The 14,993-nt window shown below is 72.3% G+C and carries 12 protein-coding genes and 1 pseudogene; 3 read left to right on the plus strand and 10 right to left on the minus strand.

Annotated features, from left to right (window positions below):
• Positions 1-2,095: 2,095 nt before the first annotated feature.
• Entirely contained in the window at positions 2,096-2,503 is a 408-nt protein-coding gene (locus OG455_RS00005) for a hypothetical protein (RefSeq protein WP_266288770.1), read from the minus strand.
• A gap of 172 nt (positions 2,504-2,675) precedes the next feature.
• Between OG455_RS00005 and OG455_RS00010 the strand changes: the two genes are divergently transcribed.
• Complete coding sequence (locus tag OG455_RS00010) at positions 2,676-3,086, plus strand: hypothetical protein (protein WP_266288772.1); 411 nt, start codon at positions 2,676-2,678, stop codon at positions 3,084-3,086.
• Between the two features lie 65 nt (positions 3,087-3,151).
• On the opposite strand, the gene OG455_RS00015 is transcribed toward OG455_RS00010, so the two are convergent.
• The 7 genes from OG455_RS00015 to OG455_RS00045 all read right to left on the minus strand — a co-directional run bounded on the left by OG455_RS00015 (position 3,152) and on the right by OG455_RS00045 (position 11,995).
• Positions 3,152-3,586 (minus strand): hypothetical protein, encoded by a 435-nt coding sequence (locus tag OG455_RS00015; RefSeq protein WP_266288774.1) that lies wholly within the window; start codon positions 3,584-3,586, stop codon positions 3,152-3,154.
• 195 nt (positions 3,587-3,781) lie between these two features.
• A complete protein-coding gene (locus OG455_RS00020; RefSeq protein ID WP_266288776.1) occupies positions 3,782-4,786 on the minus strand; it encodes an HNH endonuclease signature motif containing protein in 1,005 nt (334 codons plus the stop codon).
• A gap of 163 nt (positions 4,787-4,949) precedes the next feature.
• Positions 4,950-5,942, minus strand: a complete 993-nt coding sequence (locus tag OG455_RS00025) for a hypothetical protein (protein ID WP_266288778.1) — start codon at positions 5,940-5,942, stop codon at positions 4,950-4,952.
• 86 nt (positions 5,943-6,028) lie between these two features.
• Positions 6,029-8,380 carry a DEAD/DEAH box helicase gene (locus OG455_RS00030; protein WP_266288780.1) on the minus strand — a complete coding sequence of 784 codons (2,352 nt, stop codon included), beginning with the start codon at positions 8,378-8,380 and terminating at the stop codon, positions 6,029-6,031.
• A 122-nt stretch (positions 8,381-8,502) separates the two neighbouring features.
• A complete protein-coding gene (locus OG455_RS00035; RefSeq protein ID WP_266288782.1) occupies positions 8,503-9,210 on the minus strand; it encodes a helix-turn-helix domain containing protein in 708 nt (235 codons plus the stop codon).
• Positions 9,207-11,417 carry a hypothetical protein gene (locus OG455_RS00040; protein ID WP_266288784.1) on the minus strand — a complete coding sequence of 737 codons (2,211 nt, stop codon included), beginning with the start codon at positions 11,415-11,417 and terminating at the stop codon, positions 9,207-9,209. Before OG455_RS00040 ends, OG455_RS00035 begins: the two co-directional genes overlap by 4 nt.
• Before the next feature lie 5 nt (positions 11,418-11,422).
• Positions 11,423-11,995 carry a DNA-binding protein gene (locus OG455_RS00045; protein ID WP_266288786.1) on the minus strand — a complete coding sequence of 191 codons (573 nt, stop codon included), beginning with the start codon at positions 11,993-11,995 and terminating at the stop codon, positions 11,423-11,425.
• A 319-nt stretch (positions 11,996-12,314) separates the two neighbouring features.
• On the opposite strand from OG455_RS00045, the gene OG455_RS00050 reads away from it, so the two are divergent.
• Together OG455_RS00050 and OG455_RS00055 are read left to right on the plus strand one after the other, a co-directional pair.
• Positions 12,315-12,656, plus strand: coding sequence for a hypothetical protein (locus tag OG455_RS00050; RefSeq protein WP_266288788.1), 342 nt, complete (start codon positions 12,315-12,317; stop codon positions 12,654-12,656).
• 26 nt (positions 12,657-12,682) lie between these two features.
• Positions 12,683-13,126: a hypothetical protein gene (locus tag OG455_RS00055; protein WP_266288790.1), complete on the plus strand. Its 444-nt coding sequence runs from the start codon at positions 12,683-12,685 to the stop codon at positions 13,124-13,126.
• A gap of 103 nt (positions 13,127-13,229) precedes the next feature.
• Here the strand turns inward: OG455_RS00055 and OG455_RS00060 are convergent, their stop codons facing one another.
• Complete coding sequence (locus tag OG455_RS00060) at positions 13,230-13,979, minus strand: SAVED domain-containing protein (RefSeq protein ID WP_266288792.1); 750 nt, start codon at positions 13,977-13,979, stop codon at positions 13,230-13,232.
• Positions 13,980-14,205: 226 nt separating this feature from the next.
• Positions 14,206-14,826, minus strand: a pseudogene (locus tag OG455_RS42190) (DEAD/DEAH box helicase family protein); the annotation flags it as partial.
• Positions 14,827-14,993: the final 167 nt, after the last annotated feature.

Consider the following 14,993-nt stretch of genomic DNA (forward strand, 5'->3'; position numbering starts at 1 on the left):
GGGGTGACGGCTGCGCCGTCACCGTGCGTGGTGTTGCGCGGCTGCGCCGGGCTGGGCGGTGCGTGGCTGGGGGAATTCGCCGGTGGCGAATTCGTGGGCGCGGCACGCGCCGTCGGGGCGGGCGTCGGGCGTCGCTGCGCTCCGCCATTTCCGTGGCATTGTCCCGGGCCTACGGCCCGTCAACCGGTCGGCTTTCCGGCTTTCTTGGGCTGGCCTTTTCACGGCCCTACGGGCCGGTTTGCTGACCGCGCTTTCCGGGCTGCGCCCGGGGGTGAGCGTTGACGATGTGACGCGGAATTCGGGTAGCGGCCCATCCCCCCGATCGGACGGGGTGCCGGCCCGGGCCTGCGGCCCTCGGTGTTGACGATGTGTCGCGGACTTCGGGTATCAGCCACAACCCCACCCCCCGGGGCCCCTCCCCCGGTCCCGGCCGACGGCCGGTCAGCCGCCTGCTTGCTGGGCTGACGGCCCTGCTTGCTGGGCTGACGGCCCATCCGCCGCCCTCCGAACGGGGCCTGCGGCCCTCGGCGGTCACCTCCGGGCACCGGTCCGGTCCGGTCCTCCCCGGCCTCCGTGGCGGGCCCTCACGGGCGCCCCGCACGGCGGCCCCTGACGGGCCCTCAACCACAGACTCGGGACCGGCATCCGAAGCGTATCCGGCGGCGTTTCCCCGGCTTCCGTACAGCTCTATCCTACCGGTTTCCGGATGGGCCCGAGACGCGAACAGCCAACCTCGCCGCAACCTTCCATCCCGGCTCTATCCGGGCGCGCTTCCAGTGAGAATGTGAATTCCCTTCCGCTCTCTTTCAGGGCAAAATCAGAAAGCCCCACGCGGCGCAGCGACAAGAAATCAAATTCAGGCACGCCGGAAAGGGGCCTACGGCCCTCGCCACCGACACCGCGACCGCCAATCCAGACCACCCGGAAAACAGCGCGCACCGCCAACCGGGCAATTCCCAGAGCAGCACCACCAAACCGAACACCGGGCCAGGACGGACCGGGGACGGCGGCCAGGGCGGGCACGGACACGGCGGGGCGAGACGACCAAGCCGGGCGCACCGGGACCGGCCTGGCGGCCGACCAGGACGCGCGGCCAGGGCGCAGCAGCAGGCGCGGCCAGGCGTCGAGGCCGGCGGCCAGGCGCAGCTGGTGCAACACGGCACCGCAACACGCCCGCCCCGGGCCCTCCCAGCCACATAACGCCTGGTCAGACCCGCAACAGGCCCCGTGTTGCACTCCGGCGCAACACCGTGTTGCACCCCCGCGTTGCACCTCGCACCCGCCGCCCGGCCGCCCGCCACCGGCCGCCGAGCACCACCACCAGGACCAGGCCGTCGAGAAGGCCGGCCTTCCCGACCGCCACCACCGAGCAGCAGCCGCGGCCCCGCCCCCGGCACCCTGTCGCACCCACCTGTCGCGCCCAGCCCACACAGGGGATCAGGGGTATCCGCCCACGTCACACCACACGACACCACCCCATCGCGACAGGCAACGCGACAAGGGGCGCGACAACCCGCCGACCACTCCCGAGCCGCCACCACAGCAGCCTCCACGGCGGCCTGACGGCCACCCAGCCACGGCGCGGCCGAGCCCCGGCGCAGCGGGACGGCGCGGCCGACCAGGACGACGGCCGCGCCCAGCAGCGGACGGGCAGGCAGGCAGGCAGGCGCCGGGGAAGCGGGAAGCCGCCGAGGCCGGCCACCCGACGGCGACCACCGAGCAGAGGGGCGCAGCAGGCCCGGACGACGCCGGGCCCGACCCCCACCAAACCGAACACCAACCCCCGCCACCACCGCACCACCGCAATTCCGACCCGAATTCACACCACCACCCGACGGCCAACCCGCCAAAACAACCACACGGAATTACCAGCGGAATTCACCCCCCAAAACAGCCCACACCACCCCACCCGCCCCCGAGACGGCGACGACGGCACCGGACGACAGCCACCACCACACACAGTCACCAAACCCCACCCCACACCCGACCCCGCCACCACCCCCAACAGGCACAACCAAAGGTCCAGACAACCCGCCCCCCAGGGCCAAAACACGGCCCACCACAACCAACAGGTCACACCCCACGGTGGGGTGAGCTACTTCTCTCCGTGGCTCGCACGCGCGGCTCCGCGCCGGGCATCCGCTGCTTCCGCGCGGGCCTGCTTCGCTGCCCGTTCGGCCAGGCGCACGGGGCAGAACTCCTCCTCCGTGCGGTGGTTCACCGCCTGGCGCAGCTTGCGGCCGGCGGGCCAACGGGAGCCGCGGGCGTGGCGACGTACGGCCCTAGGCCGCACGTCCAGGAGGGCCGCGAGCAGGCGGATCGCCCGGTGGGTGGTCTCGTCCGGGCTGAACTGGTAGTCCATGCCCAGCGGGCCGTCGGCGTACCGCTCCAGCAGCGCCAGGAGCCGTGTCTGGACGGTGCGCAGCTCTGCCACCGGGCAGTTGTCCCAGCCGCTGGCGGCGTGGGCCTGACAGGGCGCTGCGGTCTTCTTCGTCGTCGTCATGGCGCCACCCTGGCCCGGGCCAGCTGTGCACAGTGGGGCGCCGACGAAGCAGCGCAGCCCAGCCGGAGGGTCACACACGAGTGAGGGTGGATCTCCTCGTTCAGGCCCGGAGTCACCGGAACGGCACGTAGCGTGGCGGGGTATTGCTGCACTGGCAGATCGGAGATCGCACGTGTTCGACCAGGCCACCGAACTCCCGCTCCACGTCACGACCGAGGTTCTGCGCGAGGCCGCGTACCTGTCGCTGATCAGCCCGGGAACCACCAGGTTCCGCGAGAGGTGGGCCGACGGAGAGGCCACCCACGAGAGCGCACAGTACGCCGGCCTTCCCGACCCAACGCCATCGACGGCACACGCCCTGCGGTGGCTGCTGATCCGCGATGCGGAGCGCGCCACCCGTACCTACGGCCTGATCGCCCACCAGGCCCGTCACCGGTTCGACATCCCCGTGCCCTTCACAGCTGGCTGGTTGATCTCGGCCATCAAGTGGGGCGGCGGCGCGGCCGGCTCCCTGCCCATCGAGGTGGACGTCGACACCTTCGTCCTGGCCGCCACCACCGAGGCCGCGATGAAGCTGCTCTGACCCCCATCGTGTGGCATGCCGAAGGCGCCGACCATATGGGGGCCGGCGCCTTCGGCATGCCGTCGTCAGCTGGGTGTGGTGCCGCTCAGGCTGTCCTGTGGTGGGAAGTTCCGGTCGAGGATCTCGGTCCAGGTCGGCAGGGTGACGAAACGGCCGGTGTGGTCGGCCTGGGCCTGGACGAGTTCCAGGAGGGCCGTAACGAACGGCGCCGCGACGTTGTCGGCCGGGACAGCGGCTGCTGCTTCCTGAAGCCGCTGGTGGGCTATGGGGAATGCCTCCTTGGCCCTCGCGTCCTGTTCCTTGACCTTCGCGGCGCCGGCCTCCAGGAGGATCCGCTCGATTGTGTATGTGGGGCACTTGTCGGTGTGCCAGATCTCCGTGACGGCCATGTCCTGGCCGACAGAGAGAGTGCGGACGTCGCCGCTGTCCGGCCTGGCCTGGCAGTCCTGACAGTCAATAAGGCGGCGGGTGCTCGGCCGCTCGGCGTGGGAGTCGGTCACAGGGCATCGGTTCCTTCCTGTGCTGCGGGCCGGTGTGGGGCCTGGCCCGGAGCGCCTATCCAACGCCCGCTGAACAGCAAGGTCAACACCTTTCGCCAGGCACGGACCGTCAGGTCGCGCTTCGACCAGCGCCGTCCGCGACTGCGTGGTTCCGCCTGGGCAGAGGCCGAGCCCGCCGCCTGCTCGAGCGGCCGGCTACTCCGCCGAGAGCCACTTCCGATGCGCGGCGGTGGCAACGGCGAGGAGGATCCCGGTCAGCTCGACCGCTCGACGGCCCCTCGTCCTGATTGCATGGCAGTTCGGGCAGAGGGCGGCCATGTTCGAGGGGTGATCGCGGCCACCGCTTCCGATCGGGTCGATGTGGTCCACCTCCAGGATCGGCTCGCCGGCGGCAGTGACGTCATCGGGCTGCCCTGTGCACTCCGGGTTCTCGCACAACCCGCCGCAACGGAGCAGCACCGCCCGTACTGCCGCGTCGATGCGGACCGGACGGTCCGACCCCTTGCGCCGCTGTCCTCGCGTGCCCTCCTCCCGCTGTTCGACCATGGCGACCAGGCGCCGGTACTCGGCGTCGCCCGTCTCCGGCCCTGACTCGGCGACGGGCTCCTCGGGGCGCTTGGCCGAGCGCTCACAGCGCAGATGGCGCAGCCGTCCCGGGGGAAGGCCGCTCTTCTCGCACACCGGGCATACCCCCAGGCGCTGAGCCTCGGCGGGGCTCGGTTCCTCCACCACCTTCTGCGCGGGGATAGACGGTGCCGACCGTAGGGCCTGCGTTTCCTGTGCCGACGACGTGGCCGGCGGAGTCGCCATCGCTCCGGTCAGAATGGCTTCCAGCGGGGCCGTGATCGCCTGTTGGAGGTGGCGGATTCTGCGGACGGTGTCCCTCACCTCGTAGTCACCGAACCACGGGTCGTGCCCCCAGCTCTTGGTGGTTCCGTAGGACCGCACCACGCGCTCATTGCGGATCAGGAACGCGTCGTGCGGACCGAATAGGCCCATCCGCTCCCAGAGTTCTAGGAGGGCGGCCCACGCTGGCTCAGTCGGGGCCGCGAACTCGACGACCTGGTACACACGGCGGTGCCGCCCCACGCTCAACGTGCCGCCGGCGCCGCGCGACACCACGAGCCGCTCCCCCTCGATCTCCCCCGAGACCTGCTCTGCCACCGCGTGCAGAAACGCACTGACCGTTCTGTACACCACTGAGTCCCCCTCCTGGCCCCGGAGCCGACGTCGGCCTGAACCGCGTCCTCGTGCCGTCCCCACGCAACGGCCGCCTTCCGGGCCGCTGCCGCAGTAGTCCTGCCCCGATCCCCTGTATGACTCCCCCGCCGTGGCCGGGCGGTTCCTGGCCGTCGGGGGCCCGTCAGAACTGGCTTCGGCGCACCCTCGGACGGGCGGGCGAGGCCTGCTCTGTGCCGCGCAGGGCGAGGGCCGCGGTGCGGGTGCGCTCCAGCCAGCTCATGACCTGGCGCAGCGTGGCGGGGTCGAGGTTCTGGGTGAGGTTGCGGACGGCCTGGTGGTCGTCGTCGGTCAACGTGTAGAGGCCGGCGCGGTCCAGGGCGGTGTAGAGCGGTTCGGCGACTCGGCCGGCCAAGCGGCGGTGGGCAACATCGGTGGTTTGGCGGGCCTGGTGGGCGGCCTCGCGGGCGCAGGCGGCGACGTCCTGCTGGTGGCGCTCACGGCGCAGCGCGTGCTGGAGGGCGGTGTCGTGGTCGGGGTCGTAGCGCTCGGCCCGGGTTTCGGCGGTGTGGTCGCGCACGCGCTGCCACTCGGCGCAGACGATGGCCGCGGTGGCGAAGGCGGTCTCGTCCCCGGCGTCGGCGTGCCGGTCGGCGGCGCGCTCGTCGTCCCGGGCACGGTGCAGGGCCTGCTGGATGTTCTCCAGGGTCATCCCGGCCGCCCGGCGGCGGACCCGGCTGCGGACGGCGCCGAGCAGCCCGTGCTCCTGGTCGTCGGGCTCGTCCTCGTCCAGGCCGTGGTCGGTGTGGGCCGGGTGCTGGGCGAGGGCGGCGTGCAGCGTCGCGCCGGCCTCCCACGACTCGGCGTGCACCACGGGCTCCGGCACGGCGAGGCCCAGGCGGGCGCTGCGGACGATCCGGCCCTCGACCAGGGCCACCCAGCCGTCCAGGCCGTCCACGTCCTTCTCCACCCAGCCGCGGGCCAGGCTGGCGCCGTGGTGCAGAGTGCGGATGCCGTCATGCCGGGTCCAGCGCAGCCACATCGAGCCGCGCACCGACGGGGAGTCGAGGATCGGGCGGCCCAGGTCCCGGTCGCCGGGCGTGGGCCGGCTGCTGTACAGGGCCAGGTCCAGCCGATCGGGTGCGGCGGCGGGGTCGGGGCGGGTGGTGTCGGTCATCGCGCGGTGCCTCCGGAAGTCGGGAACGAGGTGCGACGGCCGTCCCGGCCTGGGTGGGCCGGGACGGCGGGATCTTGCGGGGAGGGTCAGCCGGTGACGGTCTCGGCGTGCCGGGTGAGCGCGTCCAGGAGCGCGGCCTGGTGGTCGGTCAGCTTGCCCTCGGTGCGGGCCTTGTCCTGCTTGCGCAGCCAGGTGCCGGGCCGGAAGGCCGGGTCGGCCCCGCCGCCGGTGCGGTTGGCCGGGCCGTCGAGGGTGCCGCCGGCGGCGAGGTAAGCGAGCAGGCGGCGGTAGGAGCGGTTCCAGTCGGGCTCCAGGCGCCACAGCTCGTCCAGCGAGTCGAGCTTGGCGACCTGGTCCGTGGTGAGGTTGTCGGCCTTGCGCTGGCGGCGCATCCAGGCGCCCACCGCGTAGTCGTCCAGCTTCGCGGTGGCGGGGATTGCCAGGTGACCGTGCTGGTGGTGGAAGGCTGCGGCGTAGGCGGCCCCACGTTCCCAGGCGTTGGCGTTCTTCGACCAGATCATGCCGAGGGCGTCCAGCTCGCTGATCCGGGCGGCGTCGAGGAGGCGCTGGCCGTGGAGGTGGCGCTGGCGGGTGAGCCAGGAGATCAGCTCGGCGTGCTTGGTCTTGTCGGTGGGGTCGAGGTGGCCGTGCTGGAGGTGGAAGACCGCCGCGACGGCGTGCATGCGCTGCCACTCGACCGCGCGCGGGTTGAACGCCCGCAGCTTGACGGTCTGGAGGATCCGCGCGGCGTGCTGCTTCGCGTTGATCCGCAGCCACTCGATCGGCGACTCCACCGGGGCCGGCTGCTGCTCGCCCTCCCCGGCCCCGGCAGCCTGGCTCTCGGCCGGCGTGGCCGCGGTGGTGTGCGCGGTGCCCTGCGAGCGGCTGGCGCGCAGCTCGGTGATGCGGCCGACCACCCGGGCGTCGTGCGCGGCCAGGGCGCGCAAGACTCGCCAGATCGTACGGAAAGAGGAGGCCTCGATCTCGGCGTCGGCCTCGGCCTTCACGGCCTCGCCCGCGTCGTGGACCTCGGCCGGGTGCGCGGTGGCGGTGTCGTCGCCGATCTCCGGCGTCGGCAGGTAGACCGGGATGATGACCCAGCTAACCTTGCCCTGGCGGTAGGACTGGCGCAGCGCCCGGCCGACGGCCTGGACGATGTCGATGACGCTCGACTTCGGGTCCGCGAAGCAGATGGCGTCCACGGCGGCGACGTCGATGCCCTCCGTCAGGAGCCGGCTGTTGCAGAGGATGCAGCACTCCTCGCCGTCCTCACCGGTGGCGGACTTGAACGTGGTGAAGGCGGCCCGGCGGTCCTTGAGCCGGTCGGTGCCGGCCACGGCGAGGGCGGTCAGTCGCTCCGGGCGCTCCGCGTCGGGCAGCAGTTCCGCGGTCTCCAGCAGGGTGCTCGCGAACTCCCGCGCCGTGGACACCCGGGAATGGAAGGTGATGACCCGGCGCAGGTCGAGGTCGGCGACGGCGCGCAGCACCGCGATCTGCAACGCGAGGCGCAGCAGCTCCTCGTTGCTGCGCTGGGAGCGCAGGTCGGCGACGGCCGGGAGGTTGAGCAGCTCGCGCAGATCCTCGTCCGTCACCACCGGCACGAGCACCCGGTAGTCGGCGAGGTAGCCGTGTTCGATGCCCTGGCCGAGCGTCCAGGTGAAACAGACCTTGCCGTAGATCTCCTCCGAGTCCATGGAGCACAGGACGGGCAGCTTCTCGGCGCCTTCGGTGTCGGCGAGGTCGGCCAGGCCGTCCTTCGCCCGCCGGTCGTCCGCGATCCGCGGGGTGGCGGTGAAGTACAGCCGGCGCTTCGCCGGGACCTGGGCGTCGTCGTGGACGGCCGCCCACGCCTTCCCTTCGGCGCCTGCCGTGCGGTGGGCCTCGTCGATGATCACGAGGTCCCACTGGGCCAAACCCCAGCCCTGGTGGGCCTGGACGATGCGCTCCAGCGAGGCGTAGGTGGCGTACACGGTGACCGGCTGGTTGTCCGGGGCGCCGTTGACCAGGTCGGTGATCCGGACGGCCTGTGTGGTCACCTGGGCGTGGACCCGCCCGCCGGCCTCCGCGCTCTCCAGCGCCTCCTCCCGCGAGCACGCCGCCACCGCCAAACCCCGACGCCCGCCCCGCAGCGACCACGCCTCGGCGGTCTGCTCCAGCAGCTCGATCGTCGGCACCAGCACCAGCACCCGGCCCCGAGCGGCCAGACGCCGGGCGCAGCCGGCCGCGATCAGGGTCTTGCCGGAGCCGGTCGCCGCGACCACCGTCGCCCGGCCGCCGTCCTTCACCTCGCGCACCGCGGCCGCGACGGCGTCCTTCTGGAACCAGTGCAGCGGCAACGGGTTCACGACAGTGCCGGACGGCTGCGCCGGGACCGGCTGAGCGGCTGCGGCGCGGAACGCGGCCGGCACGTCGGCCTCGGTGGCGGTGGTGGTCTCCACGGCAGTGCTTCTCCTTCGGATGCTGAGACGGCTCGGCGAGGCGCTCGGTGCTGTGGGAGGGTCGGGGCGGGCGGCCTCTCCCCGGGGCCAGGTCATGGATGGGGAGAGGCCGACCGGACTGTCTACTGCTGCTCGGGCGGCACCCACCCGCGGACTTCCAGGTAGGCGATGTCGGCTTCCTCGACAGCGCGGCCGGTCTCCACCAGCCAGGCCCGCATCGCCTCGGTGACGTCGCCGTGATGGTCCGCGACGCGCTGGGACCACTCGGCGGCGTCGAACCCGCCCGTGGAGGCGGAGCCGTAGGTGCGCTCCTCGGTGCCGTCCGCGCGCGGGATGAAGCCGCGGCGCAGACCCGGCGAGTCCTTCTCCGACCCGGCCGAGTACGTGTACTGGTTGGCCTTCATCCGAACCGTGAAGGCCAGGCGGCCGCCGGCCTGGCCGGTCTCGTGGACGACCGGCGCGAGGTGGGAGGCGCCGGACTTGATGGCCTGCTTCCCGGCGCGGCCGGCCATCGACCCGCCCGCCTCACCGACGACGTCCTTGCCGCGCACCCGGGCCTTCTGCCCGGTCTTGGTACGGCGGCGGCTGGTGTTCGCCTCCGCGATGCCGGACAGCGCCTCCTCGTCCCGCTCGCCACCGCGCACCGCGCGCACGACCTGGCGCAGCGCGCCGACGAACGCCTTGCCCTTGCCCTTGGTGAAGAACTGGGACACCAAGCTCGCGTCGCGGCCGAGCATCTTGGCAACCTGGCGCTTGGTGTAGCCCTGGTCGAGCAGCTCCTGCGTCAGGCGGGCGGCCTCGTTGGGGTTGTTCGGGTCGGCCGGGCTCACCGGTCAGCTCCCGTCTGCGTGAGTTCGGCGCGGCCCAGGCCGCGCAGCTTGAGGTACTGCTCCTGGCTGGTCGGGTGCTCGACCGGGCCGGTGAGGTGACCCTTGAGGAGGTAGTCGCCCGGCTCCCCTCGGTACGGCCACGGCTGGCGCTCGGTCAGGGCGATGCCGTCCGTGCCGAAGTAGACGACCGTGCCCGGCTTCGCGTGCAGCGCCCCGGCGTAGCCGATGACCTCCTTGCCCTGCCGGTACTTCATGTCCAGCAGCGCCGCCCGGGCCCCCGACCACACGTACGCCGCCCACTCCGGGTGCGCGTAGGGGTCGCGGGAGAAGCCGGCCTGCCGCTGCCAGGTCACCACCTCGCCGTCCTGGCCCAGGATCTCGACCCCGGCCGGGAGCGCCTCGCCCAGCGGGGTGGTGCCGGAGACCAGGCGCGGGCGCTGCGCGAAGCCGCCCAGGCCGAACAGCAGCACCGACCGGACCGCCCGGGAGGCGAGGTAGGCCGCCTGCCGCTGCCGCTCGTCCCCGTGGATGCGGGAGAGGTTGGTCAGGTCCGCCCAGGCGGCCTTCAACCGCTTGCCCCACTCGTCCAGCGGCTTGCCGTCCTCGAACAGCAGGCCACCGAGGATCTCGACCTTCCACGGCATCAGGTGGTTGGACAGCGCCAGGTGGACCTCCGCACCGCCCGCCCACGTGGTGAACGTGGCACCCGGCTCCGAGGGATAGACCCAGGCCCGGTCACCGGTCACCGGCGCGGGCAACAACCCAACGTGGTTCCACCCGGCCGGGACGGTCACCCGCACGTTCCAGTGCGAGCAGGACATCAGCGCCTTGACCTGCTCGGCCTCCGTCATCGCGGCGAACGCGGCGGCGGTGATGCGGCGCGGCACACCGACCGGGCTCTTCCACAGGTGCTTGGCGTAGGCGAAGGTGCGGTCGTACTCGACCAGCGCGGGCAGCTGCTCCGGCACCCGGGGAGGCAGGATCAGCTCGGTACGGCCCTGACCGCCGGTCGCGTGCAGCAGACCCCGCAGCTCCTCCGACAGCACCGGATAGCCACCCGCCCACTTGCCCGTGGTCGGGATGGTCCGCGACCACAGGTCCCGGCCCGTCTGGCTCGGGGAGCCCATCAAGACCGCGTCGTCCCAGTGCCGGCGCAGCGCCTGCCACAGCAGCGTGAACGCCTGGCGGCAGGTGACGACGTCGGCGCTGTCCGGGTCGAACCACTCCCCCATCGAACGGATCTCGGTGCTGCCGCTGTCGGGGGCGGCTGCGGGGGCGTAGCGGCCGACCGGCTGGCGCTGGTGGACGAAGTGCCCGGCGAGCTTGTCCCGGCCGGAGCCGACGGCGGTGGTCCACCGCTCGCTGGGGGTGTTGAGCCAGGCGGCGACGGCGTCCTTGAGAGTGGAGTAGCGTTCGGCGCCGTCGTGCCAGGGGGCGCCGGCGGTGATGTAGATGCGTTCGGTGCCGGGCGCGGTGGCCTGGACGGCGTCCAGGATCTCGCCCGGGGTGCGGGCGCCGAGGTCCAGGCGCACCACGCGGTCGCGCACCGCCAGGTCGCCGGTCGCCGCGTCCAGGAACACCGTGGAGCGGGCCTGCTGGACGAAGTTCGGGCGCTTGGACACCAGCCCGGTGGTCACGGCCTCGAACCGCGCGCCCGCCGGGCCTTCGGGAAGGGTCGGCAGCTCGCGCGGCCCAGCAGCGACCGGAGCGACCGGAGCCGCCGGGACGACCGGCTCAGCGGCGACGGGCGCGGCCGGGGCTGGCTGCTCGACGATGGCCTGGTCCTCGACCACGGTCGGCGCCTCGACGGCCGGGGCGATCGGGGTCGGCTGCTCGACGACGGCGGCAGGGCGAGTCAGCGCCGGGGCCACCGCGGCGGCGGGCTCGGCCTCGGCCACGGGCGCCGGGGCGGGCGCAGCGTCGGCGGCGGCCTGGTCGTCGGTCTTGGCGGTGCGGACGGCGGCCGGGGTCGGGTCCAGCAGCGGCGCGATCCGCACGACGTCGCCGACCGACAGCCCGGAGGCCTTCGCGATGGCCGGCGCCTGGGCGCCCTCGTACCCCGCCAGCCCGGCAACCCGGCGCGCACGCTGGGCGGTGAGCTTGTCCAGCTCCTTCTGCGCGGCAGCGACCTGCTTCTCGGCGGCCGTGATCTCGGTACGCAGCTCGCGCAGACCGGCGAGCTCGGCGGTGTACGTCTTGCGGTCCATCAGGCTTACTCCCCCTCGGCGGTGGTGTCGGTCGTCGGGTTGGTGGTGACGTAGGCGATCGGGCCACCGGACACCGATGCCAGGCGGGTGCCGAGCAGCAGGCCCGCCAGGCGGGCCTCCTCGGGGTCGGTGGGGTCGGCGGCGTTCGCGGGAGCGGTGAGGTCGGTCAGGTAGCCGGCCAGGCGCGCCTTCGGGAAGCGGAAACGGGCCGCGGTGCCGACGGTGCCGTCGGCCTCCCACTCGGCCAGGCCGGTCAGCACCGCGACCACGAACCCGGCCACCGTCACCGGCAGCACCCCGCCGGCCGCGACCCGGGCCGGGTCGCACCGCCACCAGCCCGACAGCGCGGCCAGCAGCTGCACCTGGTCCAGTGCGGTTCCGAAGCCGATCCACTCGCGGTCCGGCTCGTCCACCTTCGCGGGAGCGTCCGAGCGCAGTACCGCGACCTCGGGCGTGCCGAGCACGGTCAGGTCGGCGATGGGCCGAGCCTGGAGTGCCTGGAGGGCGGCCAGCGGGAACACCTGCCGGCCCTGCTCGCGCACACCGGGGACCACTCCGGTGGCCAGCAACTTCTTCACCGTCGGGATCGAACACCCCAACGCCGCACCGGCTTGACCCGTCGTCACGAACACACCCACAACCTCCACGCCTATTCATCTAACTTAAAACGCTAGGACGACCCTACGCCTCCCCGCCGACACTGTCCACGCCTTTTTAGTAAGTCGTAAAAGCATGCGGGGCGCGACGTCAACGCTCGGGCCTCGCTCGCCACCGGCCCTTCGGGAGACCATCCGCGCCGCCCCAACGACCCTGGTGTCCAGCGTGGAGCGGACCAAGCCGCAGGATCCACCGACAACGGCCGCGGCCGGTCGGGCGGCGGCCTGTCACCCTGCGGACATGGTCGAATCACCACACTCCCGGGCCGGGCCCTGCCAGGCGCAGCGCAGCGGCCCCACTGACCGTGAGCGCTGCCCCGAACCGGCGCGGTTCGTGATCCACCGGCACCTCGACTCGGAACAGGTCGTCTGCGTCGGCCATCTGGGCCCCGTCATCCTGCACGCGCCCAACGTCTACTGGCCGCCGCAGATCTCGCTGGTCGATGCGAACGAGCACCCCGAGCTCGCCGTCGTCACCGGCGCCGACAGCGACCAGCGGAAGCAGCGCGCGAAGGACTGGGCCGCCCATCTCCTGGAGGAGGACCTCGCGCCGATCTCCAACCCCGCACTGGACCTGACCTGACGGTCCTGGAGGACGCCAACCACCTCGTGTCGACCGTCCTGGCCGTCAGCCCCAGGCGGCGGTCCAACGAGGTCCTCGGCGCTCTCCTCGGTGCCGTCGAAGCGCAGCTCGCCACCAAGGGCCCGAGCACCGTGCCGGCGGTTCTGCGCGGCTACGCCGCAGCCAACAAGAGGGTCAACGGCGGAAAGGACTGGGCCACCGTCCTGCACCTGCGCCAGGCTCGGACCGCCGCCGAGATCGGCCGCGTCGTCAACTCGGACATCGGCCACACCGCCGAAGGCGCGGCCCGCATCGCCTCCGGGCTGCTGCGCCTGGCCGCCGCCCTCAACGGCCTCCAGGTCAAGGGCTCCGACGGTGCGGTCCCCGTCAAGGTGATGTACCAGCAGACCAAGCAGGTGCTCGCCAAGGTCCGCCAAGCCGTGGACCAGGACGTGCGCGGCGAGCTCGCCCGCGCCGGCCACCGCGTGTAGGGGCATGCGCTTGCCGCCTGGCCAGTGCCCGGCGGCCGCGGAGCCCGGGCACCGCGATGGTGTCCGGGCTCCAGCCCGTCCCCTACACGGAGCTGGTTGTGTGTCAGGCCTCGATGGTGAAGGCCGGCTCGTACCCCTCATCGACTTTGATGTCCTCGTACACCACGGTCTGGCACAGCCGGTTCCACCGGTGGCCGAGGAAGAGGGAGAGTCCCATCGGGCAGGCCAGGAAGAGGTGCATGCGCCGGACCGGGCGGGTCACGCCGCGGAGGTGGTCACGGATTCCGACAGTCAGGGCGTTGGCGGCCGTGCTGTCGGGGACAGAGCCATCCTTCGCTGGCCCGCCGGGCGGGGTGAGGACGATGAGCTTGGAGACGGGGACGTGCTGCTCGCGCAGGTACGTCATGACGTCCTTGATCGGGTCGGTGGCGACGGCGACGGCGACGGCGACGGCGAGCTCGTCGCCCTGGTCGACGGGGTGCTCCTCGGCGCCGGGGGCCAGAGCGGTGTCGAACGGGTCGCTGGTGGACCAGAGTTGCCCGCGCTGCATGACGGCGAGGTCGGCGCCGGTCACCATGCGGAAGGCGGTACCGACGAGGAAGGCCGGGGCCAGGCGGATGCTGCCGGTGACCGAGACGGCGGTGCTGCCAGCGGGAAGGCGGCCCGGGGTGGCCTCGATGTCCCTCTGGAGCTGCTCCCAGGTATTCGGAGGCAGGGGGCGGCGCTTGGTGTAGTCGGAGTCGCCGTCGAATCGGTCGACCCAGTCGAGGGCGTGGTCGGCGTCCGGGGCAAGTAGGGTAGTCCTGTACGGCGCGCAGCAGTCCCACTTGCATGGCTGCCAGGCGCAGTCCATCCAGGTGAGGGGTGGTCTCGGCCGTGGTGAGGATGTCGTGCAGGTCCTCCGCGCTGATCACGGGGACGACGACGCGGTAGTCGGCGAGGATGCCCTGGGCGATGGCTTCGGCCAGTTCGAGGCGGAAGACGACGGGTCCAAACAGTGCGGGGTTGTCCATCGATGCCAGTGGTTGCTTGTACGCGCCGGGTTTTCTGGACTTCGGGTGGCTCCAGCGGCGTGGCGTCGCCGTCATGTAGAGGCGGCGCTGCGCGGGGATCTGGGCATCATCGTGGATGTCACCCCAGCTCTTGTCGAGGCTGCCGGTGGTGTGATGGGCCTCGTCAGCGACGGCGAGGGCCCACTCCGGCAAGCCGTGGCGGCGGTGGGCCTCGACGATCGCGGGCAGGGACTGGTAGGTGGAGAAGACGATGGTCGGGCCGCTGTGGTCGGCGACACGGCGGGCGAGTTCGGCCGGGCTGGTGGTGAAGGGGATGCACAGGGCGCCTCGGCCGGACGGGGGCAAGGCGCAGACCGCGATGTGCTTCTCGTCCGGGCGGCCGCAGTCCCACTCGCGTGCTGTCTGCGCCACCAGTTCCTGGCTGGGGGCGAGCACGAGGATGTTGCCGTGGGGGGTGTAGGTGTCGGCGCTGGCCCGGGCGATGACGGTCTTGCCGGTGCCGCAGGCCGCGACCACGGTCACTCGTGGGTGGCGTTGGAGGCCTGCGGTGATGGCGCTGACGGCGCGTTGTTGGTGCGGGCGCAGTCGGATGGGCTGGTGGGGCACGTGAGGCGTCCTCGGCGACCGGCAACTGGATCGGCGGGGCGGTCGCCGTGCCTGCACGGCTCGTGCCCCGCTCCGGGACACCTATTCGATCGTCGTTCCGGTATCCCCTGTCAAGCAAAGCGTCGGTATTCTCGTCGATTTGACTGCCGGGGTGGCGCCTTCAGGACCGTGAATGTCATTCTGGTTTGTTCGGTTCGCCTTGATGCCGCTGTTCCGCGTGAATCGGCTGAGGTGCAGGCGCCGAGGAG

The sequence above is a fragment of the Kitasatospora sp. NBC_01287 genome, from assembly GCF_026340565.1.
In the GTDB taxonomy this organism is placed as follows: domain Bacteria; phylum Actinomycetota; class Actinomycetes; order Streptomycetales; family Streptomycetaceae; genus Kitasatospora.